Here is a 22,950-nt window from a genome sequence, read left to right on the forward strand (position 1 = left end):
CCTTGTCCTGTCTTTTAAAATATACTTTAACACGTTTAAGCGGAACTTAGATTGTTTGCAATAAAAAATTATGGGTTTTTTTTACTTTTGTTCAACATTTCTTTTGCTTAGATTAAGATACAAAACAAAAAGCCGTTACAGATTTATAATCTGTAACGGCTTTTTTAAAATTAAGCAATTGCAACTGCTTTCTTCTTCAAGAGGCCGGCCACAATGGCTGTGACAAAGGCTCCAGCGATAATCGCCACTGCATACATCAATATTTTCGTGACGCCGCCGTCGACCAGTCCCATGACGAACACGCCGCCATGCGGAGCGCGAAGGCTGATATCGAACAGCATAACCAGGGCACCGGTCACTGCCGCTCCGGCAACCGACGCCGGAATAACACGCGCCGGGTCTGCCGCCGCAAACGGGATGACGCCTTCCGTGATAAAGCAGGCACCTAAAACGTAAGCGGTTTTGCCGGCTTCACGTTCCGGCTTGGTGAATTTGTTTTTGAAAATCGTTGTGGCAATGGCCATTCCAAGCGGCGGAACCATTCCCGCTGCCATAACCGTCGCCATAAAGTTAAAGTTCTGTGCATCCAGCATCGCGATGCCGAATGTATAAGCGGCTTTGTTGATCGGGCCGCCCATATCAATGGCCATCATGCCGCCGAGCAACAGGCCGACCAATACCAGGTTCGTACCGCCGAGGCTTTCAAGAAACGCGGAAATCGCTGTATAGACTTTTGTCAACTGCGGATTGACGAGCATCATGATGATGCCTGTGATGGCAATGCTGAAGACCGGGAAAAACAGCACCGGCTTTAATCCTTCAAGGGAATTCGGCAACACAGAAAATACCCGCTTGACGAGCAGCGTGACGTAACCCGCCAGGAAACCGGCGATTAAACCGCCAAGGAAACCGGAACCGCCGCTTGCCCCTTCAACCCCGGTAACCGTGATGGCGATTAAGCCGCCGATCATACCAGGCGCAAATCCGGGCCGTTCCGCGATGCTCATGGCGATAAATCCGGCAAGCACCGGTACCATCAGGAAGAACGCATTGCCTCCGCCGATTGTGCTGAGCATGGCGGCAAATTCATTGTATTCCGGGCTGTCCGGATTTGCGGCATTGATGCCCCAGAAAAACGAAATGGCGATCAGGATCCCGCCGCCGACAACGAAGGGCAGCATATTGGAAACGCCGTTCATCAAATGCTTATAGAAGTATCCTTTCGATTCCGTTTCGGTGGATTCGTCTTTTGATTTATCGTGCTGGTAAACCGGGGCGTCTCCATTTACTGCGCGGTTCAGCAATTGATCCGTCTCATAGATCGCTTTGCCGACTTTCGTCTGGATGACCGGCTTGCCGGCGAAGCGCGCCATTTCCACTTTCGTATCGGCGGCCACAATGATGGCATCCGCCGCTGCGATGTCAGCGTCTGTCAGGCGGTTTTTAACGCCGCTTGAACCGTTTGTTTCCACTTTGATGTCAATGCCGAGCTCTTTTGCCCGGTCATTCAGCTTTTCAGCCGCCATATACGTATGGGCGATTCCGGTCGGGCAGGCTGTTACCGCCAAAATCCGTTTGGAAGACCCTGCTGGAGCGGTATGCTCATCTGTTGGTGCGACCGGTCCGTCTTCTTCTGTTTCTTTGTCGGTCACGGCTTGCAGGACTTCCTGTTTCGATGTGGCCGCAAGGATTCTTGTCCGGAATTTATCGTCCATCAAAAATGTCGCGAGGCGGGACAAGGCTTCCAAATGAGCATCATTGGCGCCTTCAGTGGCGGCAATCATGAAAAACAGATTTGCCGGCTGGCCGTCCATTGATTCATAATCGAGGCCTTGTGCCGAACGCCCGAAAGCGATCGCTGGTTCTTTAACGGCCTGGGATTTGGCATGCGGGATCGCGATGCCTTCCCCGATGCCCGTCGTGCTTTGCTGTTCACGCGTCAAAATGTCTTTCGTGAACTGGGCCGGATCATTTAACTTTCCGGCACGGTCAAGCTGGGTGACCAGTTCGTCAATCACTTCTGGTTTTGAAGAAGCATTCACATCCAGGATAATGGTGTTTTCAGTCAATAATTGAGTAATTTTCATGTCGTCACATCCTCTTTATTAATGGGGTGGAGTACAACTTGGCTGAGCAGCTCTTCTGCATCTTGTTTTTCACATAGATCGGACCGGAAAGCTGTGGCACTGCCGCAAGCCACTCCGTACTGGAACGCTTTTATAGCATCGGATCCGTTAGCATAGGATGCGATAAAACCGGAAACCAGCGAATCACCGGACCCGACCGTATTGACAACTTGCCCTTTCGGCGCTTTCGCCGAGACTGCCTCTTCTTTAGTCACCAGCAACGCGCCTTCGCCGCCCATTGAAACAATTACATGCCCAAGACCGCTTTCAATCAGTTTCGAGGCATAGGATAAAGCTTGTTGTTTGCCGCTTATTTCAATATCAAACAATTCCCCAAGCTCATGTTCATTGGGTTTGATCAAAAACGGTTTGGCTTTTACCAATTCTTTTAATGCCGGACCGGATGTATCGAGAACAAAGCGGATTTCATGGTTTCGGCAGATGTCGGCAAGTTCCATGAAATAAGATATCGGTATCGAGTCAGGCAAGCTGCCTGCCAGCACAAACCAATCGCCTTTTTCCATCGCCCGGACTTTTTCTGCCAATTCGCTGAGCTGCCCTTCGTTCAAGGCTGGACCTGGACCGTTCAATTCCGTTTCTTCCTCGGATTTTATTTTCACATTGATCCGCGTGATTTCTTCCGTTTGGATAAAATCGGTGGCTACACCTTCAGTTTGGAGAAATTCTTCTATATAATGGCCTGTAAACCCGCCCGCAAAGCCAAGCGCTTTATTGGGAGTTCCCAGCCGGCTTAGTACACGGGAAACATTAATGCCTTTACCGCCCGGGTAATAATGTACGTCGTTCGTGCGATTCAGTTTCCCAGTCTTGAATTTGGGTAAATAGGTGGTGTAGTCTATAGATGGTGTAATGGTGCACGTATAAATCATGCTTTTCCCACCTTCACTGTAGTCTTTTTTTCCATAATTTCGATGGTTTCACCGGATAATTCATCAACGACCAGAATTGCCTGTTCCAAGTCCATGATTTTAGCAAAGCTCACTTTATTGGATTTCGAATGGTCGGCAAGCACATAAGTCCTGCGCGCTAGTGAACTGGCAAGTTGCTTAACGGCTGCTTCTTCCGGATCCGGCGTCGTATATCCATAATCGGGATGAAATCCGTTGACGCCCAAGAAACAAACATCGAAGCGATAATTTTTTAGAGATTGAATGGTCTGGGCTCCGACCAGTGCACCGGTCCGCGGCTTGACTCTTCCTCCTGTCAGATAAGTGGTGATGCCTTGCTCGTTCAATGAGTCGACCAAGGTCAATCCATTTGTCACCACAACCAGATCTTTTTCTTTTAAGAAAGGGATCATCTGAAAAGTAGTGGTGCCTGCATCTAAAAAGACACTGTCGCCTTTATGGACGAACGCAGCAGCAAATTTCGCCAGCTGAATTTTCTCCTGCAGGTTTTGTGTAGATTTATCTGCAACACTTGGTTCAATCAAGTAACGCGCAGGAAGAACAGCTCCGCCAAAAACACGTTCCAATTTTTGCTGGTTTTCAAGTTCAGTTAAATCACGCCGGATTGTCGACTCGGAAGCGGCCGTCAAATCCACAAGCTCTTGAATTTTAATCGTCTGCTTTTCTTCCAATAATTTTAAAATGAAGTCATGCCGTTCGTTCGTTAACATCCATTCACCTTCTTTACTGATTCATTTAAATAGATAATACTTGAAATCGCTTCCAAAATCAATCATAATCATTCATAAGCAATCAAAAACATTCATTTGCTTTAAATTTCTTTCAAAATCGTTCATAATTGATTAAGAATCGACCAAAAACAATCATTCATTTTAGGAGGAATTTTACATGGTAGAAAAACAATTCACAATCACAGACGAAGCAGGTATCCACGCACGCCCGGCATCCGCTTTAGTGGGATCTTTGTCAAAATTCAAATCCGATATCACATTGGAGCATAAAGGCAAAAAAGTGAACTTGAAATCGATTTTAGGGGTTATGAGTCTCGGAGTGGCTTCCGGGTCAACCGTTACTGTTGCTGCAAATGGAGAAGATGAAGAAGAAGCACTGGCTCAAGTGAGCCAAGTAATGGCTTCAGAAGGGCTTTCAAACTGATGAACAAAACATTATCCGGAATCGCTGCTTCTAATGGAATTGCCATTGCCAAAGCATTCAGACTTGAAAATCCGGACCTGAACGTCGAAAAAACGATTGTAACGGATACAGCGCAGGAAGTAGTTCGTTTAGAAGCCGCATTAACCCAATCCATTTCAGAACTTGAAACGATTAAAGAACAAACTTCTCAGCAAATCAGCGACAAAGAAGCCGCCATCTTCGGCGCCCATCTTTTAGTGCTAAGCGATCCCGAATTGCTTGGCCCAATCAAGGAAAAAATTGAGACAGACAAAAATAATGCGGAATATGCTTTGCAGGAAACCGCAAATATGTTCATCCAGATGTTCGAATCGATGGACAATGATTATATGAAAGAACGCGCGGCAGATATCCGCGATGTAACCAAACGCGTGCTGTCCCACCTTTTGGGTGTATCCATTCAAAGCCCGAGCATGATTTCCGACGAAGTCGTGATCATCGCGGAGGATTTGACCCCTTCCGATACGGTGCAATTGAATCCAAAATTTGTTAAAGGGTTTATCACCGATATCGGCGGACGCACTTCCCACTCGGCCATTCTTGCCCGGACATTGGAAATACCGGCAGTCGTTGGCGCGAAGACCGCGATGGCAGCTGTTGAAAACGGAACCGTCATCATCGTCGATGGTCTCGATGGCCAAATCATCATTGATCCTGACGAAGCAACCATTGCTTCATATGAAGAAAAGAAAGCCCAGTACGACCGCCAAAAAGCGGAATGGGCAAAACTGAAAAACGAGCCGACCATCACAACGGACGGCCATTCAGTGGAACTCGGCGCCAATATCGGAACACCGAAAGATACGGTTGGCGTCTTGGAAAACGGCGGAGAAGCAATCGGCTTATATCGTACGGAATTTCTGTACATGGGCCGTGACCAGTTCCCGACGGAAGAAGAGCAATTTGAAGCTTATTCTTCGGTATTAAAAGCGATGGAAGGCAAACCGACTGTAGTCCGCACATTGGATATCGGCGGCGACAAAGAGCTTTCTTATCTGCAATTGCCAAAAGAACTGAATCCTTTCCTGGGCTTGCGGGCAATCCGCCTGTGCCTGGAAATGGAAGACATGTTCCGGACGCAGCTGCGTGCCTTGCTTCGTGCAAGCGTCCATGGCAATTTGAAAATCATGTTCCCGATGATTGCAACACTCGATGAATTCCGTCAGGCGAAATCGCTCGTTCTCGATGAAAAAGCGAAGCTGCAGACAGAAGGCGTTGAAGTCAGTGATTCAATCGAAATCGGCATCATGGTCGAAATTCCTTCTACTGCTGTTATGGCGGATACATTTGCCAAAGAAGTGGATTTCTTCTCCATTGGCACAAACGACTTGATCCAGTACACCATGGCGGCTGACCGCATGAACGAACGCGTGTCGTATTTGTACCAGCCTTTCAATCCGGCGATTTTGCGCCTGGTGAAAATGGTCATTGATGCTTCGCATCGTGAAGGCAAATGGACAGGCATGTGCGGAGAAATGGCCGGAGATGAAATTGCCATTCCAATCTTGCTTGGCCTTGGCTTAGATGAATTTTCAATGAGTGCTTCTTCTATTCTGAAAGCACGAGCGCAAATCAGCAAATTATCAAAAGCCGATATGGAAAGCCATATTGACCGAATTCTAGCGATGGACACTTCAGTTGAAGTTGCCACTTACGTAAAAGAAAAAATGTAAAAAAAGCCACAAGGTTCTTTTGAACCTTGTGGCTTTTTTAATGTCCGGTGTGCTGCTGCAGAATTGCATTAATCAGTTGCTGCTTGGAAAGGATGCCGTCTGGAAAATCCAGCATTCTTGCCATTTGAGCTACCGCGGGAGGCTTCAGCATGCTTTTTTCCAGAATCCCGGCATCATAAAAAATCCTGTTCGCTTGGTCATCGGCTATGAGCTTGCGGTTCGCCATGACAACGATCCGCTGGAAATAGTCGGTGACAAATTCCATATCGTGCGTAATGGTAATGACGGTCTTCCCTTTTTGTTCAAGCGTCTCGAGCAGGCGGCCAAGAATTTTCAATCCGATTTTGTCTTGTCCGGCTGTCGGCTCATCGAGGATGATAATATCCGAATCCATCGCCAGAACAGATGCGATCGTCACGAATTTGCGTTCGGAGTACGGCAAATTATACGGGTTTTCTTCCGCAAAACTGGTGATTCCGCAAATATCCATCGCCCATTGGGTCAGCGCATCTACACGCTCCACATCAAACTTCATATTTTTCGGTCCAAAACGGACTTCAGATTCAACATCGTTATGAAAAATCTGATCATCCGGATTTTGGAACACATAGCCGACTTTTTTTGAAACTTGAGCAGTGGTGTATTTTTTAGTGTCCCATTCACCGACCAACACCGTTCCAGCCTTTGGTTTTAATAAACCATTCATCAGTTTGACCGCAGTTGTCTTCCCTGCACCGTTCTGTCCGACAATGGCTACGCGTTCGCCAGTTGTAACCGACAAAGAAAAGTCTTCAAGCGCTTTTGTGCCGTCCGGATAAGAAAAACTGACATTTTCCAATAGAAGGTCAGTCACGCGCAATCACTCCATTCAAATTCAGTGCTTCTGCCAATTCACTATCTCTTATCGGCAAAAACGCTAGTGGCATCCCTGCTTTTTGCAGTTGAAGGGCAAGTTCCGTAACATGCGGATACTGTATGTCATATTGTTCGAATTGCGGGTCAGCGAAAATGTCCCGAACGGCGCCTTGCATGACCAGTTCACCTTTATGCATAACCAGCAAATCATCGGCATATTCAGCAATCAAGTTTATTTTATGTTCAACCAAAACAATGGTTTTGCCGCGTTCTTTCATCAAACGGATAATGTCGAAAATCTGCTCAGTCCCGATTGGGTCAAGCTGGGAAGTCGGTTCATCAATGACCAGAATATCCGGGTCCATTACGATGATGGAAGCAAGGGCAACACGCTGTCTTTGCCCTCCTGACAGATCGAAGGGGTTTTTATAGCGCAAATGGTCGATGTTAACGAGTTTCAGCATTTCATCAACCCGCAAACGAATTTCATCGACCGGAACTCCAAGGTTTTCCAATCCGAATGCCACTTCTTCAAAAACATTGTTTTTAACGCCTGATACTTGGATAAAAGGGTTTTGAAAGACATAGCCCACTTTCTCAGCCAATTGTCCGAGCTGTGCATCCTGTATACGAATGCCATCAACCAGGACTTCTCCTTCCAGGTCCCCTTTATAAAAATGAGGAATAAATCCCCGGATGGTGTTGCACAATGTTGTTTTGCCCGAACTGTTATTGCCGATGATTGCGGTGAATTTTCCCTTCTCGATGCTGAAAGAGACATTTTTTAAGACATAATCATCGCTTACAGGATAGCGGTACGAAACGTTTTTTAAATCGATCATGTCTGCTGCCATAAGAAAAACCTCCAGACAACTAAAGCGATAATGATGAAGACCAAAACGACTGGCAGAATCCGGTCAGCACGGCTTTTTGTCAGCTTATGCAAACTGGTCTTTTGCACCGGAGCTGAAAAAGCCCGTGACTCGAGTGTCAGCGCCCTTTCTTCTGTACCGGCGATGGACGACAAAATCAACGGCGTTAAAGTAGGAATAAATGCTTTCGCCCGCACGAACAAGGAACCTTCTGTTTCGACGCCTCTCGTTTTTTGGGCTTCCATGATGGTATTCGCTTGGCGGCGCATTTCCGGAATGATTTGCAGCGTCGATAATACTACGTAGGCGCCCATCGGCGGCATGCCTTTATCTTCAAGCGATTTAACAAAATCCCGCACTTCTGTCATCCTGAAAAACAGCACAAAGGCGGAACCGATCGCCAAGATGCGAGAGGTTAAGATAAGGCCATAATAGATGCCTTCTTGTTTGATTTCAAAAATCCACCATTGCCACAGCACTTGTTCTCCGGGAAAGAAAAAGATTTGCATCAGAAACACGATGATTAAAACACTCAATAAAGCTTTCAAAACAATTTCCATGAATTCCTTGAAAACCCCTGCCATGAATGCAATAGCCATCAAACCGAAAAATAGTGAAAAGGCGAATAGGTAGCCTGGAATGATTAAAACGGCCGCTAAAATAAATAATGCAAAGTAAAATTTCGTCATCGGATGAAGCTGAAGCAATGCATTTGGTTTCATGGATGATGCCACCTCTTTTCCACAACTGCATCTTTTAAGCTGACAGCATTAACTGCAAAACTTTTCATTGCCGGCTTCTGCGCTTCATATACAGATGGCCGTATTTCAGTTTTGATAAATAACGGTCCGACATGCCTTTTACAATGAAAAAGACGATTAAGACTGAAACCACTTTATCGGCGATTTCCACAATAAAGCTGGAAGAAAACACGGCAGTCCATAATTCCTGGCCTGATGCCAGGAAGGTAGCCGTAATGAGAGAAGACGTATTCCCTGTTGCCCCCCCAAATACCAAAACCGTAATCGGTGCCGAAACCACAACCGCAATCAACGTAATGACAAGGCCTGAAATGATCGTTTTTGGAACACTTTTGAAAAATCCGTATTTGGAAAGGAGACCGGCTCCCACTCCGATAGCCATTGATGTTAAGGCATACGGCAAATAGACTGGATTGAATATCGCATTGATTAAGTTGGTGATCAGTCCGGCAAGTAAAGCGACCCATGGCCCTGCAATAACGCCGACTAAAATCGTGCCGATGGTATCCAGGAAAATCGGCAACCGCAGAACATTTGTCAATTGGAAACCGACAATATTGATCGCTACTCCAATCGGTATCAACAGCATCGCCATTAAACTGAAATCATCTTTAAAACTGCGCTTCATCTCTTCTCCCCCTTTAAGTATGGTCAGCTGTCTGCTGGCTCATCTTTTTAATCGCATCGACAAATTGGGCAACGAATTTCTCCCGGTCGACCGTATGCAGCACTTTCGCATTGGCAGGTTTTCCGGAACGCTGTACATAGTCCACCACGGTTGTCCCCGCAGTCAGGAGGCCTACTGTCTCTATTTGGACAAAACAGTCATCTCCTTCAAACAATTCCGGCGTCAAGACATACGAGACCGCACATAAATCATGCAGGCGGAAACGTTCTTCGAATTCCGGAGTGTGGAACGCGGTTTGCCTTGCTTCTTTCACATAAAAGCGAAGCATCTTCGAAATTTTCAAGGCAAAATCGGACCCGATGCTTTCAATGTCCTGAAGTTCTTTCATCGACACAAACGCTTTATGCGTGACATCCAACCCGCTCATGACGATTGGAACCCCTGAGCGGAATACCAAATCAGCAGCGTGAGGATCTACATAAACATTAAATTCAGCAGTTGGACTCATATTGCCGCCAACTGCTGCGCCTCCCATATAAGAAATGAATTTAATCTTTTGTTTGACTTCAGGATGCGTGAAAAGCAATGCCCCCAGATTCGTCAATGGACCGGTTGCAATCAATACGACCTGCTCGGCACTGTCCATTAATACTTGTCTCATCGCATCGATAGCCGTTCTTTCACTTAACTTTAGCGTGGGTTCAGGAAATTCCACATTCCCGAGGCCATTGTCTCCATGGACTGCATCCGCAATCTCGAGCTCTTTGAACATTGGCTTTTCCAACCCTTTGGCAATTTCGATGTTCTGCCCCAAGTAACTGGTGAAGGCTAAAGCATTTGCTACCGTTTTTGCTTGCGTCTGATTTCCCGCTTCCGTCGTAATCAGCTTGATCTCCAGCTCCGGATGGGCAAAAGCTAAAGTCAATGCCATCACATCATCAATTCCGGGATCGCAGTCGATAATCACAGGAATAGCCATCTAATTCCTCCTTTATGTATTTCCTAGCCTTTAATTGAGCAGCTAGTTCTTCTAGCAGTTCTTTCATTACACGTGGACTTCGTTCCTTCAAATGTCATTAAGTATTTCGATTTCAGAAGATCAAATTCCTGCAATGAACCCATGTATCAATTGGATTTCTTCCATTTAATATATTCAAGCACAAAAAAGAGGAGACCCTCGTCTCCTCTCACAATTTTAATTATTTATCTTCATTGACGACGGATATCAAATTGGTGATTTTGCCGCCAGATTCCGAATTCACTTCGTATATGTCTTGATATGAATAAGATTTTACGTTGCCGTCTTTTTCATTAACCATCATTTTTCCGCTCACCGTGGCTTGGAGGCCTTCAGTCCGCACCTTGTCAATTGTGACTTTCACGTCATGATTGGTATCCATCGCTCCAACATAGCTCAAAAACTCTTCTTTTCCTCGGATCGTTTTTTCGCCTTCCATTTCCCATGTAATATCGTCCGCAATATGTTTTTCAATAAAATCCAAGTCTCCGATTACAAAAGCGATGTTCATTTCTTTGAAAAACTTCTCACTTTTTACATCTGCCATATGGAATTTTCCTCCTTAAGGAAGTTATTTTCTATTCAATACCCGATAGAGCATTTTTAAACCCACTCTTTTTGCTGATTTATTGAGTTGCTGTATTCTCACTGCTTTTATTTTTCGCCAAAAAATCCATCATGCCCATAGAGCTGACTTCCATGTCGAGTTGGATAATTTTATAAACAGGGTGGTCATCGGCAATATGCTGTTGTCTTAAATGTTCCTTTACCCGACCTTTTAGCCGTGCTGCCAGTTCCTTCGGGCCGTCGCCGCTGTCAAGCGCCGCTTTTGCTTCTTCCAAAAAGACCTCTAGCCAATCAGAAACCTGGTGAAGAGCACTTTGGGGTTTTTCGGTCATCCCATAATGGCCATAGTAGATGGCATCCAGGTTCTGTGCCAGCATCCGGTCAATTGCCCGTTTCATGGCAACTGGGTCAAACTGGTTAGGGGAAGTCGATGGCAAAAACAATTCAATGCCGTCTTCCACGAGCTGTTCATAGCGGATGCCTGCCGTGTCACCGGCGAACATGCCGTTGCTGACAGGATCGTAAATGCCGAAGTGATGGTTGGCATGTCCGGGAGTATCCCAGAATTCAAGTGTACAGGCCGGACTGATTTGCAATTGGCCGCCTTCCGTTTTTAACAGCAGCCGATCTTCCGGTACAGGTATAATGGGATTGAATAATTCATCAAATTTTTCTCCATAAACCATCCTTGCGCCAGCGATCAATCGGCTCGGGTCCGCAAGGTGCCTCGCTCCTTTCGGATGTACCACAATTTTGGCATTTGGGCAGTCTTTAAGCAGAAGACCGGCTCCGCCTGCATGATCAAGATGGACATGAGTGACGATTATGTATTTCACTTGGTCCAGTGAAAACCCTAATTCTTTCAACCCTTTTTTAACATGCTGAACTGAAGGGCTGGCACTCGTATCAATGATGGTCAGTTCCTGCTCATCGATTACATACGTACCTGTCCGTTCTTTTAACCCTAAATCCATTCCATCAATTATATGAATGCGTCCGTTTAATTGTTTGGGCATGGCCATCCTCCTTGAGGTTATTATTTAATATACTGAATATTCTATCACTCAAACTCATATAGGGATACTTGCAGGCACTCTGCCTTTGCTAAAGAAAAACCTTAAGAAATAAATTTCTTAAGGCTTTGAACGCTAAATTTGCTGCAGCATTAAAGTAATAAAAATTCCCAGCGCTGTAATGAAACCGGTAATTGGCCCGCCTTTTTCATGTGCTTCAGGCATCATGGTAGAAGCCACCATGGCGACAATGCCACCTGCCGCAAAAGCACTGATCAACGCCTGAATATCTGTTGGGGCATTTTCCAGGAATGTATATCCGATAAGTGAACTTAATGCGGATGCTACCATTACGAAAACCCACATCATCAGCACTTTCTTTTTATGGAAGCCGCCTTTTTGCAAACCGGTTGTACTGGATATACCTTCTGGCAAATTACTGATGAAAACAGCGGCAATCAATGCGAAACCGATGCCTCCGCCTTGCGCAAGGCCAAGGCCGATCATGGCTGTTTCCGGGATGGCATCCATGATGGTGCCGAGAAAAATCGCCATTCCGGCACTTGCTTCCGAATTACTGGGGGCATCTTTTCCATGCCCGGAACGTTTCCGGTGCATGCCGCCTTTACGAGTAACTAAAATATCCAAAAAAGTGAAAATTAATGCTCCGCCGAGAAATCCCAGCGCTATATACATCAACCCGCTGATTTCCATCGCTTCGACCAACAGCTCAAAAGCAACAGCTCCGATCAACGCCCCAGTTCCAAGTGCCATGATAAAACCGATCAGCTTTTGCGGAAGCGCAACGGCCATGACGATCAAAGCACCCAACAAATTGGCTCCGCCTGCTACTGCACCCCAAAACAGCGCTTGCCCCATCCAACCCACCCCTCTTCAATTTCATTTCCATGCTTTACCGTTCCCGGAAATTATCAATCATAACCACAATCGGAATCTAAACTTCGCAGCCGTTATTTAGCTGCTTCGAACGGGTATGTTTTATTAAACAGACATTATGCTGGGAGCTGATGAGGTTGGCAGAAAATAAGGGAAGGCTATCCGTATGGACCGGGCATTCTGTAGAAAAAACCCTTCCGATACGAGACCAAAAAAGCCACAAAGGAACATATGGCACCGGTCTTTTGATAGCGGGCAGCCGGGATATGCCAGGAGCTGCATTATTATCAGGGCTGGGTGCGATGCGCTCCGGAATCGGAAAACTGGAAATCGGCACCGAATCGGAAGTGATTCCATTGGTGGTCCCTGTTCTTCCGGAAGCCACCTATATCCGGAATGGCTTAGAAAAAGTAGCAGACGGGACGCTTGAACTGCATCGGTACCGCGCGGCTGCCATCGGGCCAGGCATTGTGCCGAACCGGATTGCAGAACATGCGATTGAGCAGCTCGTCGACTGCGATTTTCCAGTTGTTCTCGATGCAGGCGCTTTAACGGAGCGTTCTTATAATGAGCGGCCAGCTCCAATTATTTTAACGCCCCATCCTGGAGAGTTCTCACGAATTACGGGTGTCTCAACAACCGACCTGGAAAAGCGGCGCGGTTACTATGTTTCCAGGTTTGCGAAAGAACTTGGTGTCACCATCGTCTTGAAAGGACATCAGACAGTCATTGCCTTCCCGGATGGTGAAACCTGGGTTAACGCCACTGGAAATGCCTCGCTCGCTAAAGGCGGCACAGGCGACACATTGACGGGCATGATTCTCGGCATGCTGTGCTGCCATGAAGACTGGAAACATGCTGTTTTGAATGCGGTGTTTCTCCACGGGGCTTGTGCTGACCATTGGGCCGCTACACGTTCTACGCAAACATTGCTCGCTCATGAATTAACGGATTTCCTTCCGGAAGTATGGAAAAAATACGAGCCTAAATAAAGCCTGAAACAGATAGACTAGTGATAAAATTGCATTTCATTAGCAAAGTTTTGCTGAAATAGGCGTGTCTATACTAAATGAGGTTCGAAAAGGAGGTGCACAAATGAAGTTCATCTCACAAACTTTATTATTCGGATTGCTTGTGTTGTCGCTTTCCGGCTGTATCGAACGGCCGGAAAATGAAATGGTACAGGAAACCGAACGAGCGGATCCAGCATCCGGAATTGACTTGACCACTCAAATGAATGGCATCTTTGAAGGTTACGCTAACGAAGAAAAAGATGAAGTAATTATTGAGTTTGAAGGCCAAGAAAAAAACTATCCCATTGCCGAAGATGCCACTGGTAATTTTGATGCCATTAAAGAAGGAGACGCGATCGCTTTTTCCACAAAGACAGTGAAAGGCGAAGAATTGATTGATACGCTGCGGAAAAAATAAAAAAACGAGAACTGCTGGCAATCAGCTTTTCTCGTTTTTAATATTAATAATTAAATAGTCTTTGGCAGCTAAAGAATGTTTACTTCCCAGCTTTTACTGCTGAAGGAACTTTAGCAGCAGGAATCACAGCTGCATTGTCTTCCGGCACAGGCTTTTTCGACCAGATTGTCGCAAGAATTGGGCCGGAGATGTTGTGCCAGATAGCTCCCCAAACACTTGGAAGCGCCGCAAGCGGACTAAAGTGGGCGGTAGCCAAGGCAACTCCCAGTCCGGAGTTCTGCATGCCGACTTCAATTGAAATGGCACGTCTGTCGTTTTCATTCAATCCGAGCGCCATTGCAGTTAGATAACCAAGCAATAAACCGAACCCATTATGCAGGAACACGGCGATAAAGACGATGAATCCAGCACTGACGACATTCGAAGCATTGGCTGCAGTCACTGCAGAAACAATGATCAAGATGGCCAGAACAGAAATCAGCGGTACGATCGAGACGCTTTTTTCGACTGCTTTTGGGAAAAATCTTTGAACGATAAACCCTAAGGCAATTGGAATAATGATGACTTGGATGATGGACATAAACATGGAAACCGGATCTACCGGCAGCCACTGCCCTGCCAATAAAAGAAGCAATAACGGTGTCATGATCGGCGCCAGCAAAGTGGACAACGATGTCATGGCGACTGACAAGGCCAGATTCCCTTTGGCCAAATAAACCATCACATTGGAAGCAGTTCCTCCTGGGACGCATCCAAGAAGCACCAATCCGGCAGCTAATTCCGGAGGCAATTTCAATAAATAAGCGATGGAAAAAGCGGCTAGCGGCATGATGATAAATTGGGCCGCTACTCCGATGATAACGGGGATTGGGCGCATAAATACAATTTTAAAATCTACTGGTTTCAACGTCAACCCCATCCCGAACATGACGATTCCAAGCAAAATGGTGATATAACTTCCAAAAGGCAAGAAAGGGTCAGGAATGAGAAATGCCACAATCGCAATGGCAATCACCCATACAGCAAAATACTTACCGGCAAAAGCACTCAGTTTTTCAAGCAGTTTCATCAGAAGGCCTCCTTTTTCTCTGCTTTGACATTTTTATTTGGATTTAGCAGATTGTGCGGATCCAATGCTTGCTTGATTTTCTCCATTACTCGCAGCGCATCGCCGTGTTCTTGCTGCTGATATTTCTGTTTGCCGATGCCGACTCCATGTTCGCCGGTGCATGTGCCGCCTCGCTCAAGTGCGTAAAGAACAATCCGCTCGTTGAATTCGCCAGCTTTTGCTACTTCTTCTGCCTCATTCATATCCATCATCAGCAATATATGGAAGTTGCCGTCTCCGACATGGCCGACAATTCCGCCGATCAAATCCATACTTTCAAGGTTTTCACGGGCATGGGCAACGGCTCCTGCAAGTTCCGATATTGGCAAGCAGACATCGGTCACCATCATTTTCTTGCCTGGATAGCCGTGGATGAACGCATAAGCCAGATTGTGTCGGGCTTCCCATAATTTATTGCGGCTTGCCGTGTCCGTTTCGAACTGGATTTCCTGGCAGCCGTGTCCCAAAACGATTTCATTCATAAATTCGACGTCTTGCTTTAATCCAGCCTCGTTTCCGTGGAATTCCAAAAACAGAGTCGGTTTTTCCTTGTAATTTGTTTCGCTGTAAAGATTGACTTGTTTGATCGATGGTTCATCGACAAGCTCTACACGGGCAACCGGAATCCCTGCTTGAAGAATGGAGACCACTGCTTCTACAGCATCATTGACTGAAGGGAAAGATGCCCTTGCTGCAGACACATGTTCCGGAATGCCGTAAACACGCAATGTCATTTCAGTAAAACAGCCGAGCGTCCCTTCGGATCCAGTAAACAATCCGTTCAAGTGAAGGCCGGACGATGATTTAGCTGCCAAATTGCCGGTGTGGATGACCATTCCATCAGCAAGAACCACTTCCAAATCGCGCACTTGGTCACGCATGACACCGTATTTGACCGAGGTGGTTCCGCTGGCATTTGTTGCTACCATGCCTCCAAGCGTGGCATCTGCTCCTGGGTCTACACTGAAAAACAACCCGTATTTTTTCAATTCCTTATTCAATTGGGTACGTGTCACACCTGGCTGCACTTTCACCAGAAAATCATGTTCTTTCACTTCCAGCACTTTGTTCATCAAGGAAAAATCGATTGTTATTCCCCCATTTACCGGAATAACGTGCCCTTCCAAGCTCGAACCAAGGCCAAAAGGAACAACGGGCACCTTGAATTCGTTGGAGATTTTCATGATTTGGCTGACCTGCTGGGTGGATTCAGGAAATACGACAATGTCCGGTAATTGCAGGGCATGATAAGATTCATCTTTGCCATGCAGTTCTCTTACCGTTTCATTAATCGTAACCTGTTCTTCTGTCAGTGCCGCTTTTAAGGCGTCCAGGACAACGGTGATGTTCTGTACGGTCATAATACTTCACTCCTTAGGTATAACGATTTCCGGACTAACAAATAACAAACATTTAGAATCGGCTGATATTTCTGTCCGGCTAATAGTGTTCATTATACATAATCATCTGAAAATTTCAATGGAATAAAATATTAATATAATAATTTGCAGTCAAATTTTGTGTTGCACTGCCCTGCTCTTTTGAAACTCCATTTCAAGCTTGAAAATTCATTGCATAGAAAAAGACCCAATTATGCGTTTGATTGCATAAATGAGCCTTCTCATATATAAACCTCATTAAGAACGATCCGCCCTTTCAGGGGAATTAATGATGATGCCGGTAGAACTCAGGGTTTTCATCAACAATTCGTGCATTAATTTATAGCCGGCATCATTCGGATGAATGGCATCAAGCCAAATTTCAGGATTCTTCCCCATAATTTCTGTTCGGGAAACAATCACATCTTTTTCGCCGATTGATGAATTCCATAAACGCAATAACAGATCAGTGAAACCAAAATACTGGACTTCTTTTTTCATCGAGTTGTACAAATTATTCTGTACAATTAAGATAGCTTCATTGAGCTCTCGGATGCGCTTGTATGTCTCCAGCAAGTTCTGGCGGAACGTCCGTTTAATGGAAGAAAATTGGCGCACGAGACCTTTTGCGCCGTATCCACGAAAGCCGTGCAGCAAATCGTTGCCGCCGATATTGATCAGAACCATATCAGCAGAAGCAATTGTTTTGTCCCATATGCCTGAACGCAGACGTTCTACCATTCCGTTGCTGGTTAAGCCGTTTATGCCCAAGTTTGTCACTTGGCTATTTTGAAAGGTTTCTTTCAAGTACTTTGCAATGCCGCCTTGTGTGCCATAGCCGTAAGCGACTGAATCTCCTAATAGTACAATGTGGTTTAAGTAAAGCATTTTTTTCTGCTTTTTTGGATTTGAGAAAGGCGCACCTGTCAAAAGGGCGCCAGGCTGAGAATTGGTTTTCATTCTTCAACACGTCCCTTTCTAAGTGGATATGCACTGATTTTATCACAAATATACGTGTTCGACGATGCAATCGCTTTGATAAAGTTGTGTAATATTCATGTCTATCTTCCCTTCTTTATTGCAAGCTATCCCATCTAAAATGATTAAGGAAAATAAATTAATATCAGTTTAGAAATTCAAGAAAATAATTGAAAAATGTGTATGTATTTTTCGATTTAAAAAGAACCGCTCGATGGAAACTCTTTTTGTATTTAAATCCAAATTACCCTAGCCATTTCTTCGAATTCCCTCTCTCTCTTTTTCCAAAAGCGGGAACTTCTTTAGTCGTTTATCCTAAGAGGCAAAGGCAGCGCAGAATTTTTCTTCTTTAGTCTATTATAATCGTTTCCCTAAATAAGAACAAGTGTTCTGTCTCAAGAGTGAAAGTTGTTCAGAATAAAAAAAGCGTATGTGAATTATATAGCGTTGATCGCCCCACAAACGGTATTATTAGGAAAAAGACATACATTGAGAAGGCTTAAGAGAGTTAATCATAAGAGATTGAGGTGCGCTATGATATTCAGGAAAATCGAAGCAAAAGACATTAATGAAGCGGACGAGCTCTTCCGTGCTTGTCTGGCTGATTTGCTTGCTCGAGAAGGGTTCCATGATCAGGAATTATACGAAGAGGAAATTTACAGGCTTAATATAGCGGTAAGTAAGAGTTTACAGGAATCAGAAAACCAGTTTTATATTGCCGAACAGAAAAGTCATATTCTAGGCACCATTGCCTTACAGTCTCCCGGGAATATGTTAAAGTCAATGGTTGAAGTGGAACCAGGGCAATTTGAAGTTGGATGCGTTTATGTACATCCTTCCTATCAGCGCGAAGGAGTAGGAGATTTTTTATTTCAAAATGCCATTATTCAACTGAACAGCTTAGGCAAAACAAAATTCTATTTGGATGCCGGCTTTTCAAGTTCCCAGCAGTACTGGTTGAAAAGACTAGGGACTCCCAGCTTTCTGATTGAAGATTATTGGGAACAAGGAAAACCGCATATGGTCTGGATTAAAGACATACTATAAGCTGCCTTTTAAAAAAGGTAGCTTATATTGATTCTATCCTTTTAACCGGTATTTTTAAAACAGCGCGAAATTAGCGCATCTGTGCAGCAGCGTTTTTTTCGGTATGCTTCCCTGTCCGCTCCCGCAGCAACTCTTCTTCTAGAACATCCTCCCACCATTCAAACCACTGATCTTGAATAATGCAAGACATACACAACCGAACCACAAAAAACTTTTGCTCTTTTTCAGTCGTCAGAATATCCCTGGCTTTCGCGATAAATCACTGTTAGTATGATATGAGCTTTAAGCCTCTTGCTTGCTTTTGCGGTATTATTGGCTTATTCTTCAGAATTAAGAAAGTTTATCAAATGAGGTATAACAATGGAGCAATTCGAATATACGTTAGAAACTTTTATAGAAGGATTTGGTTGGCTGGCCCCGCTCCTTTTTGTGCTATTGCATTTATTGCGGCCTCTTTTGTTTTTGCCCGTTATTTTGGTCTGTGTGATCGGCGGTTTGGTTTTCGGTTTTTGGGAAGGGGCTTTATTGTCTTTTATCGGTCTTTCATTAATGAGTCTGGTGTCGTATTTGCTGGTCAATAAATTTCCTAAATTCCGGAAAAAAATGTCTGAATTAAAAAACCGGATGTTTTCAGACCGCAAAATTTCAGTAGGCCAAGTGATGATTTTGCGCATTATGCCGTTTGTCCATTTCCACTTGCTTTCTCTTTATTTAATGGAAATGACCAAAACCCGCAAGGAATATATGTATTATTCTATGCTGGGCTTGATTGCACCGGCTATCATTTATACGGCATTCGGTGAAGCAATTACGGAATTCCCCTGGTACGTAAGCTTGACTTTATTCCTAGTGTTGGCGTTGGTTTATGTGGTCATTGGAAAAATGAATCAAGTACGATTGAATGTGGGTCTAACGAATCCAAAAAAGCGCACCTGAATCGGGACGCTTTTTTGGATTTTATTTTTTTGCGGGCACATAAATTTCATTTGACTCGATACGGAATTTAGCGCCTTCTTTTCTGCGTTCTCTTCTCTTTTGTCTGCGTTCATCATTTTCAATTTTGGCAGAAACAAGTCCGAACAATACACCGAATATAGCCCCGCCTAAAACTTCTATCGGCTGATGGCCAAGAATCTCTTTCAACTCTTTTTCCCGTCTTTCGAATTCAAGGCTTGGAAATTCTCCTGTCAGGGAAACGAAACTGTCTTCTAGATCGTTGACCAGATGAGCAATTTCTCCAGTATGGCGCCGGATTCCTTGCGCGTCATACATAACAATGGTGCCGAAAACTACAGCTAATGCCGTTTCGGTATGTCCTGTGCCTTTATTCGCTGCCACATAAGCAGCAAGTGCTGAGACGCCAGCTGAATGGGAACTTGGCATGCCGCCAGTCGTAAAGGCTTGTTTCCAATCCCATTTTCCAGTCAAGTTCTTATGAGTCAGCACTTTTAATGCTTGTGCAATGCCAATAGCTGAAAGTGAGGTCGCTATTCCTCTGTTCATTTGCTGTAATTCCATATCCCTCGTCCTCCACTCTGCATCTAAAATAACTTGCCACTCTTAAGTTTCAAGTCTATTTCTTTTTATTACCCTAACTCTGCCCCCTTTATGCAGAAATTGAAGAAAAAGCGCTGCATCAATACCCTTTTGATAAAAATATAATATTTATATGAAAATTTGATTTAATAATTTGTAAATCGGGGTAAAGGTTGAGTAAAAAAGAAGAAAGGAGGAGATTCAGTTGAGACATATACTTGCATTGGCTATTAAATTCGTTATGATTGCAGCAGTCTTATTAATCATTTTAACCGGTTTTTTTGACATTTCATTTGCGGATACGCTTTTGATCAGCTTGGCTTTAACTTTAATTGCGTATGCGATGGGAGATTTGATGATTTTCCGCAGATCAGGCGAACGCTCGGAACAAACGAAACGCAACTCACTTGCCACTATCGCAGATGTAGCGGTTGCCATTCTGGTGATTTGGCTTGTGGGAGAAGCGCTTGTTCCAAGCACTGCAGATGTGATTACACCGGCAATCATCTCAGGTATTTTTATTGGGTTAGGCGAATGGTATTTCCATCAATTTTTGGACAGCCAAGTGTTCCGTGACAGAAATCGCCGCAGAAGTTCTGCAACTTAATGAACCATAGTTAAAGCATTTCAATGCTAAAAAGGGTCCTGGAATAATTATTCCAGGACCCTTTTTTTAATAAGCATAAAATTATACCCATGTCCGATCCAACTGGAACTCTATATTATCGATGACTTGCAAAGCAGAAGCAAGACGTGCAGCAAAATTTTCTGGCGGCTCCATCGATTCGATATTTACTGCGATAATATGTGGATTTTCTACTTGCCACTGGCGAAACGAAGTGGGAAAAGTAATTTCGTGTTCGATTAAAGCAGAATTGAAAGCCTTCAACTCTTCCGGCAACAAAAGAATTTCGGCTTTATTAAATGCAATTCCGTTGCCATGCATCCGCTTAAAAAAAATATCCAGCTCAAGGGTGCAAGTAAAACAGACGTTTTCTGTGCATATTTGAAGTGTTCTATTCTTTTTAATGATGTATTTATCAGAATTCCCTTCCACTTCTGCATCTAAAAGATGTCCTACTTTTTCTGCCACTGTTTCCACTAGCTGCATAACATCCATTCCTTCCAAATTTCGATTTAAACATCTTTTTTCTCGATTTATGCGGACTTGATCATTTCTGCTAGGCTTCGGTCAGTGATTACTTTTTTCAACTTTCTTGCACATCTCCACAAATTCTTTCGTCTCTTCTGAAGCCCGAATTTCTCGAGGTTCGAGAATTTGTTGGATTTTTTCTACCATGGCCCGTCCAATGCCTTCACCTCTATAGGATGGCATCACTGAAATATGATGAACTGTGAAATGGGAATCCTCCAGCTCTACACCGATCAATCCGATGAAATCATCCCCTTTTCTCCAAAGGTATAAATGGCAATCGGTATTCTCTTCGTATTTTTGTATCGTTTGCTTTAATTTTTTCAGGTCTTTCTCTCCCGGCATAAAAGAAAGCAAACCCATGGCGATTTTTTCACATGATTTTTTGTACCTGATTAACATTCTGGAGAACCTCATTTCCATATTGTTGATCTCTTGAACTTTTTTTTGAAGTGCTGAAGCCAAAGTTCTTTCCCTCCTGCAAATTTTCTTTTCCTCATACATGGTTCAGTTCTGCACAATACCAGCAGGAGGAAAAAAAGAATTTATATCTTTATTTTCAAATGATTATGTAAAAAAGCGGAATAATTTACGAACCCAAAGACTTAAAGAAAAAACATATCGAAATAAAATTACATTCTAAAGTAACGGAGTTTTCTCAATTGTCTATATCTTACTAAAATTTCATCAAATAAAAAAGGGAATTAATACCCAGAAAATTAAACAACGGCTGCTTAAATGACTAATTATTCAAAAAAACAGATAAATAACAGTAAAATATATCCTTTCAGAAAAACACAGCAGTTTAAATGATGGCATTCGAATTGCTTAACCTCTTGAAACGATTTGCAATGAGTGCCGGTTTGCCGGCATTTTATAAGCGGCACAGAAAGAACATCTGCTAATTGATGGCTCTTCAAGATTCAAATTTCGTGTTCATTTATTGTTGCCGTGCTACTATTAATGGAGATATAGCATGAAAGGAATGAAGATAGAGTATGGATACGGTCGCTTATTTGAAAAGATTCAACGCTTACCCGGTAGAGGAATGTTTTTTGCAGGACCTTGCCCGCCTGCAGTCTTTGCATATGCAGAACATCCCTTTTGAAAACCTGGATGTAATCCGTGAGGTTCCCATTTACTTGAACGTTGAGAATATATATGAAAAAATTGTTAACCAAAGACGCGGGGGTTATTGCTATGAAATTAACGGGTTGTTCCACTGGCTGCTCCAAGAACTTGGATTCGATGCTCAACTGATTTCTGCAACCGTCCAGAAGCCGGATGGCACATGGTCAAAAGCGGATACCCATGCGGCAATCCTGGTGAATCTCGATGTTCCTTACCTTGTTGATGCCGGATTTGGTGATTCTACTATCAGTCCGATTCCGCTTGGAGGCGAACGGCATACCGACCATAGCGGAACTTACACCATTAAACAAGCTGACGAGAAATTCTATGACCTGGTCCGGGACAATGACGGCAAAGAGCGTACGCTCTACCGCTTCAGCCTGGAAGAAAAGCAGCTTGCCGATTTTCATGAAGGCTGTGTTTTCAACCAAATTTCAAAAGACTCTCCGTTTACCCATGATGACTTAGTCACCAAGGCGACTCCGGAAGGCCGCGTCACATTATCCGATCATCAATTGACCCGTTCGGAAAATGGAAAGAAAGAAAAAACCCAGCTTTCGCCGGAAGAAAAACTGAAAGTGCTTGAAGAAGAATTTGGCATTCTGTTAAATTCCTAAGTCTAGAAGCCAAAAAGAAAAACCAGATTCGGGAAGG

Annotated in this window: 25 protein-coding genes; 8 read left to right on the plus strand and 17 right to left on the minus strand. The window is 44.3% G+C overall.

Annotated elements, in window-relative coordinates; translation table 11 throughout:
- Nucleotides 1-170: 170 nt before the first annotated feature.
- From QWY16_RS10095 to QWY16_RS10105, 3 genes are read right to left on the minus strand one after another with little or no spacing between them, the layout of a single operon-like run.
- Nucleotides 171-2,087, minus strand: coding sequence for a PTS fructose transporter subunit IIABC (locus QWY16_RS10095; RefSeq protein WP_300989083.1), 1,917 nt, complete (start codon nt 2,085-2,087; stop codon nt 171-173).
- Nucleotides 2,084-3,016: a 1-phosphofructokinase gene (gene pfkB / locus QWY16_RS10100; protein ID WP_300989085.1), complete on the minus strand. Its 933-nt coding sequence runs from the start codon at nt 3,014-3,016 to the stop codon at nt 2,084-2,086. Before pfkB ends, QWY16_RS10095 begins: the two co-directional genes overlap by 4 nt.
- Nucleotides 3,013-3,765, minus strand: coding sequence for a DeoR/GlpR family DNA-binding transcription regulator (locus tag QWY16_RS10105; RefSeq protein WP_300989087.1), 753 nt, complete (start codon nt 3,763-3,765; stop codon nt 3,013-3,015). Before QWY16_RS10105 ends, pfkB begins: the two co-directional genes overlap by 4 nt.
- Before the next feature lie 178 nt (nt 3,766-3,943).
- Between QWY16_RS10105 and QWY16_RS10110 the strand changes: the two genes are divergently transcribed.
- Nucleotides 3,944-4,210, plus strand: a complete 267-nt coding sequence (locus QWY16_RS10110) for a phosphocarrier protein HPr (protein WP_036804699.1) — start codon at nt 3,944-3,946, stop codon at nt 4,208-4,210.
- Nucleotides 4,210-5,922 carry a phosphoenolpyruvate--protein phosphotransferase gene (gene ptsP, locus QWY16_RS10115; protein ID WP_300989089.1) on the plus strand — a complete coding sequence of 571 codons (1,713 nt, stop codon included), beginning with the start codon at nt 4,210-4,212 and terminating at the stop codon, nt 5,920-5,922. The genes QWY16_RS10110 and ptsP overlap by 1 nt, the downstream gene beginning before the upstream one ends.
- A 37-nt stretch (nt 5,923-5,959) precedes the next feature.
- Here the strand turns inward: ptsP and QWY16_RS10120 are convergent, their stop codons facing one another.
- The 8 genes from QWY16_RS10120 to QWY16_RS10155 all read right to left on the minus strand — a co-directional run bounded on the left by QWY16_RS10120 (nt 5,960) and on the right by QWY16_RS10155 (nt 12,515).
- A complete protein-coding gene (locus QWY16_RS10120; RefSeq protein ID WP_300989091.1) occupies nt 5,960-6,775 on the minus strand; it encodes an energy-coupling factor ABC transporter ATP-binding protein in 816 nt (271 codons plus the stop codon).
- On the minus strand, nt 6,768-7,631 hold the full coding sequence (locus QWY16_RS10125; RefSeq protein ID WP_300989092.1) for an energy-coupling factor ABC transporter ATP-binding protein: 864 nt from the start codon (nt 7,629-7,631) through the stop codon (nt 6,768-6,770). The genes QWY16_RS10120 and QWY16_RS10125 overlap by 8 nt, the downstream gene beginning before the upstream one ends.
- Entirely contained in the window at nt 7,616-8,371 is a 756-nt protein-coding gene (locus QWY16_RS10130; RefSeq protein ID WP_300989094.1) for an energy-coupling factor transporter transmembrane component T, read from the minus strand. Before QWY16_RS10130 ends, QWY16_RS10125 begins: the two co-directional genes overlap by 16 nt.
- A 64-nt stretch (nt 8,372-8,435) precedes the next feature.
- Nucleotides 8,436-9,038: an ECF transporter S component gene (locus QWY16_RS10135; protein ID WP_300989096.1), complete on the minus strand. Its 603-nt coding sequence runs from the start codon at nt 9,036-9,038 to the stop codon at nt 8,436-8,438.
- A gap of 13 nt (nt 9,039-9,051) precedes the next feature.
- Nucleotides 9,052-10,017, minus strand: a complete 966-nt coding sequence (locus tag QWY16_RS10140) for a nucleoside hydrolase (protein WP_300989098.1) — start codon at nt 10,015-10,017, stop codon at nt 9,052-9,054.
- 220 nt (nt 10,018-10,237) lie between these two features.
- Entirely contained in the window at nt 10,238-10,603 is a 366-nt protein-coding gene (locus QWY16_RS10145; protein WP_300989100.1) for a nuclear transport factor 2 family protein, read from the minus strand.
- 79 nt (nt 10,604-10,682) lie between these two features.
- Nucleotides 10,683-11,639 (minus strand): MBL fold metallo-hydrolase, encoded by a 957-nt coding sequence (locus QWY16_RS10150; RefSeq protein ID WP_436837138.1) that lies wholly within the window; start codon nt 11,637-11,639, stop codon nt 10,683-10,685.
- Between the two features lie 132 nt (nt 11,640-11,771).
- Nucleotides 11,772-12,515 carry a ZIP family metal transporter gene (locus tag QWY16_RS10155; RefSeq protein WP_300989104.1) on the minus strand — a complete coding sequence of 248 codons (744 nt, stop codon included), beginning with the start codon at nt 12,513-12,515 and terminating at the stop codon, nt 11,772-11,774.
- Nucleotides 12,516-12,670: 155 nt separating this feature from the next.
- Here QWY16_RS10155 and QWY16_RS10160 point away from each other — a divergent pair, with 155 nt between their 5' ends.
- On the plus strand, nt 12,671-13,525 hold the full coding sequence (locus QWY16_RS10160; RefSeq protein WP_300989106.1) for an NAD(P)H-hydrate dehydratase: 855 nt from the start codon (nt 12,671-12,673) through the stop codon (nt 13,523-13,525).
- Between the two features lie 103 nt (nt 13,526-13,628).
- Nucleotides 13,629-13,964 carry a hypothetical protein gene (locus QWY16_RS10165; RefSeq protein ID WP_300989108.1) on the plus strand — a complete coding sequence of 112 codons (336 nt, stop codon included), beginning with the start codon at nt 13,629-13,631 and terminating at the stop codon, nt 13,962-13,964.
- Nucleotides 13,965-14,043: 79 nt separating this feature from the next.
- Here QWY16_RS10165 and QWY16_RS10170 read toward each other — a convergent pair whose 3' ends face one another.
- The 3 genes from QWY16_RS10170 to QWY16_RS10180 all read right to left on the minus strand — a co-directional run bounded on the left by QWY16_RS10170 (nt 14,044) and on the right by QWY16_RS10180 (nt 17,411).
- On the minus strand, nt 14,044-15,033 hold the full coding sequence (locus QWY16_RS10170) for a bile acid:sodium symporter family protein (RefSeq protein WP_300989110.1): 990 nt from the start codon (nt 15,031-15,033) through the stop codon (nt 14,044-14,046).
- A complete protein-coding gene (locus tag QWY16_RS10175; protein WP_300989112.1) occupies nt 15,033-16,433 on the minus strand; it encodes an FAD-binding oxidoreductase in 1,401 nt (466 codons plus the stop codon). Before QWY16_RS10175 ends, QWY16_RS10170 begins: the two co-directional genes overlap by 1 nt.
- A gap of 276 nt (nt 16,434-16,709) precedes the next feature.
- Nucleotides 16,710-17,411: a GDSL-type esterase/lipase family protein gene (locus QWY16_RS10180; RefSeq protein WP_300989114.1), complete on the minus strand. Its 702-nt coding sequence runs from the start codon at nt 17,409-17,411 to the stop codon at nt 16,710-16,712.
- Between the two features lie 552 nt (nt 17,412-17,963).
- Between QWY16_RS10180 and QWY16_RS10185 the strand changes: the two genes are divergently transcribed.
- Entirely contained in the window at nt 17,964-18,476 is a 513-nt protein-coding gene (locus tag QWY16_RS10185; RefSeq protein WP_300989116.1) for a GNAT family N-acetyltransferase, read from the plus strand.
- A gap of 360 nt (nt 18,477-18,836) precedes the next feature.
- Complete coding sequence (locus tag QWY16_RS10190) at nt 18,837-19,412, plus strand: TVP38/TMEM64 family protein (protein WP_300989118.1); 576 nt, start codon at nt 18,837-18,839, stop codon at nt 19,410-19,412.
- Nucleotides 19,413-19,433: 21 nt separating this feature from the next.
- Here the strand turns inward: QWY16_RS10190 and QWY16_RS10195 are convergent, their stop codons facing one another.
- Nucleotides 19,434-19,994, minus strand: coding sequence for a divergent PAP2 family protein (locus tag QWY16_RS10195; RefSeq protein ID WP_300989120.1), 561 nt, complete (start codon nt 19,992-19,994; stop codon nt 19,434-19,436).
- 223 nt (nt 19,995-20,217) lie between these two features.
- On the opposite strand from QWY16_RS10195, the gene QWY16_RS10200 reads away from it, so the two are divergent.
- Nucleotides 20,218-20,619, plus strand: a complete 402-nt coding sequence (locus tag QWY16_RS10200; RefSeq protein WP_300989122.1) for a DUF2512 family protein — start codon at nt 20,218-20,220, stop codon at nt 20,617-20,619.
- Between the two features lie 81 nt (nt 20,620-20,700).
- Here QWY16_RS10200 and QWY16_RS10205 read toward each other — a convergent pair whose 3' ends face one another.
- Complete coding sequence (locus tag QWY16_RS10205) at nt 20,701-21,123, minus strand: DUF1259 domain-containing protein (RefSeq protein ID WP_300989124.1); 423 nt, start codon at nt 21,121-21,123, stop codon at nt 20,701-20,703.
- Between the two features lie 81 nt (nt 21,124-21,204).
- Complete coding sequence (locus tag QWY16_RS10210; RefSeq protein ID WP_300989126.1) at nt 21,205-21,567, minus strand: GNAT family N-acetyltransferase; 363 nt, start codon at nt 21,565-21,567, stop codon at nt 21,205-21,207.
- Between the two features lie 596 nt (nt 21,568-22,163).
- Here QWY16_RS10210 and QWY16_RS10215 point away from each other — a divergent pair.
- Complete coding sequence (locus QWY16_RS10215) at nt 22,164-22,913, plus strand: arylamine N-acetyltransferase family protein (RefSeq protein ID WP_300989128.1); 750 nt, start codon at nt 22,164-22,166, stop codon at nt 22,911-22,913.
- Nucleotides 22,914-22,950 lie beyond the last annotated feature (37 nt).

The organism is Planococcus shenhongbingii, from assembly GCF_030413635.1.
Classification (GTDB): domain Bacteria; phylum Bacillota; class Bacilli; order Bacillales_A; family Planococcaceae; genus Planococcus; species Planococcus shenhongbingii.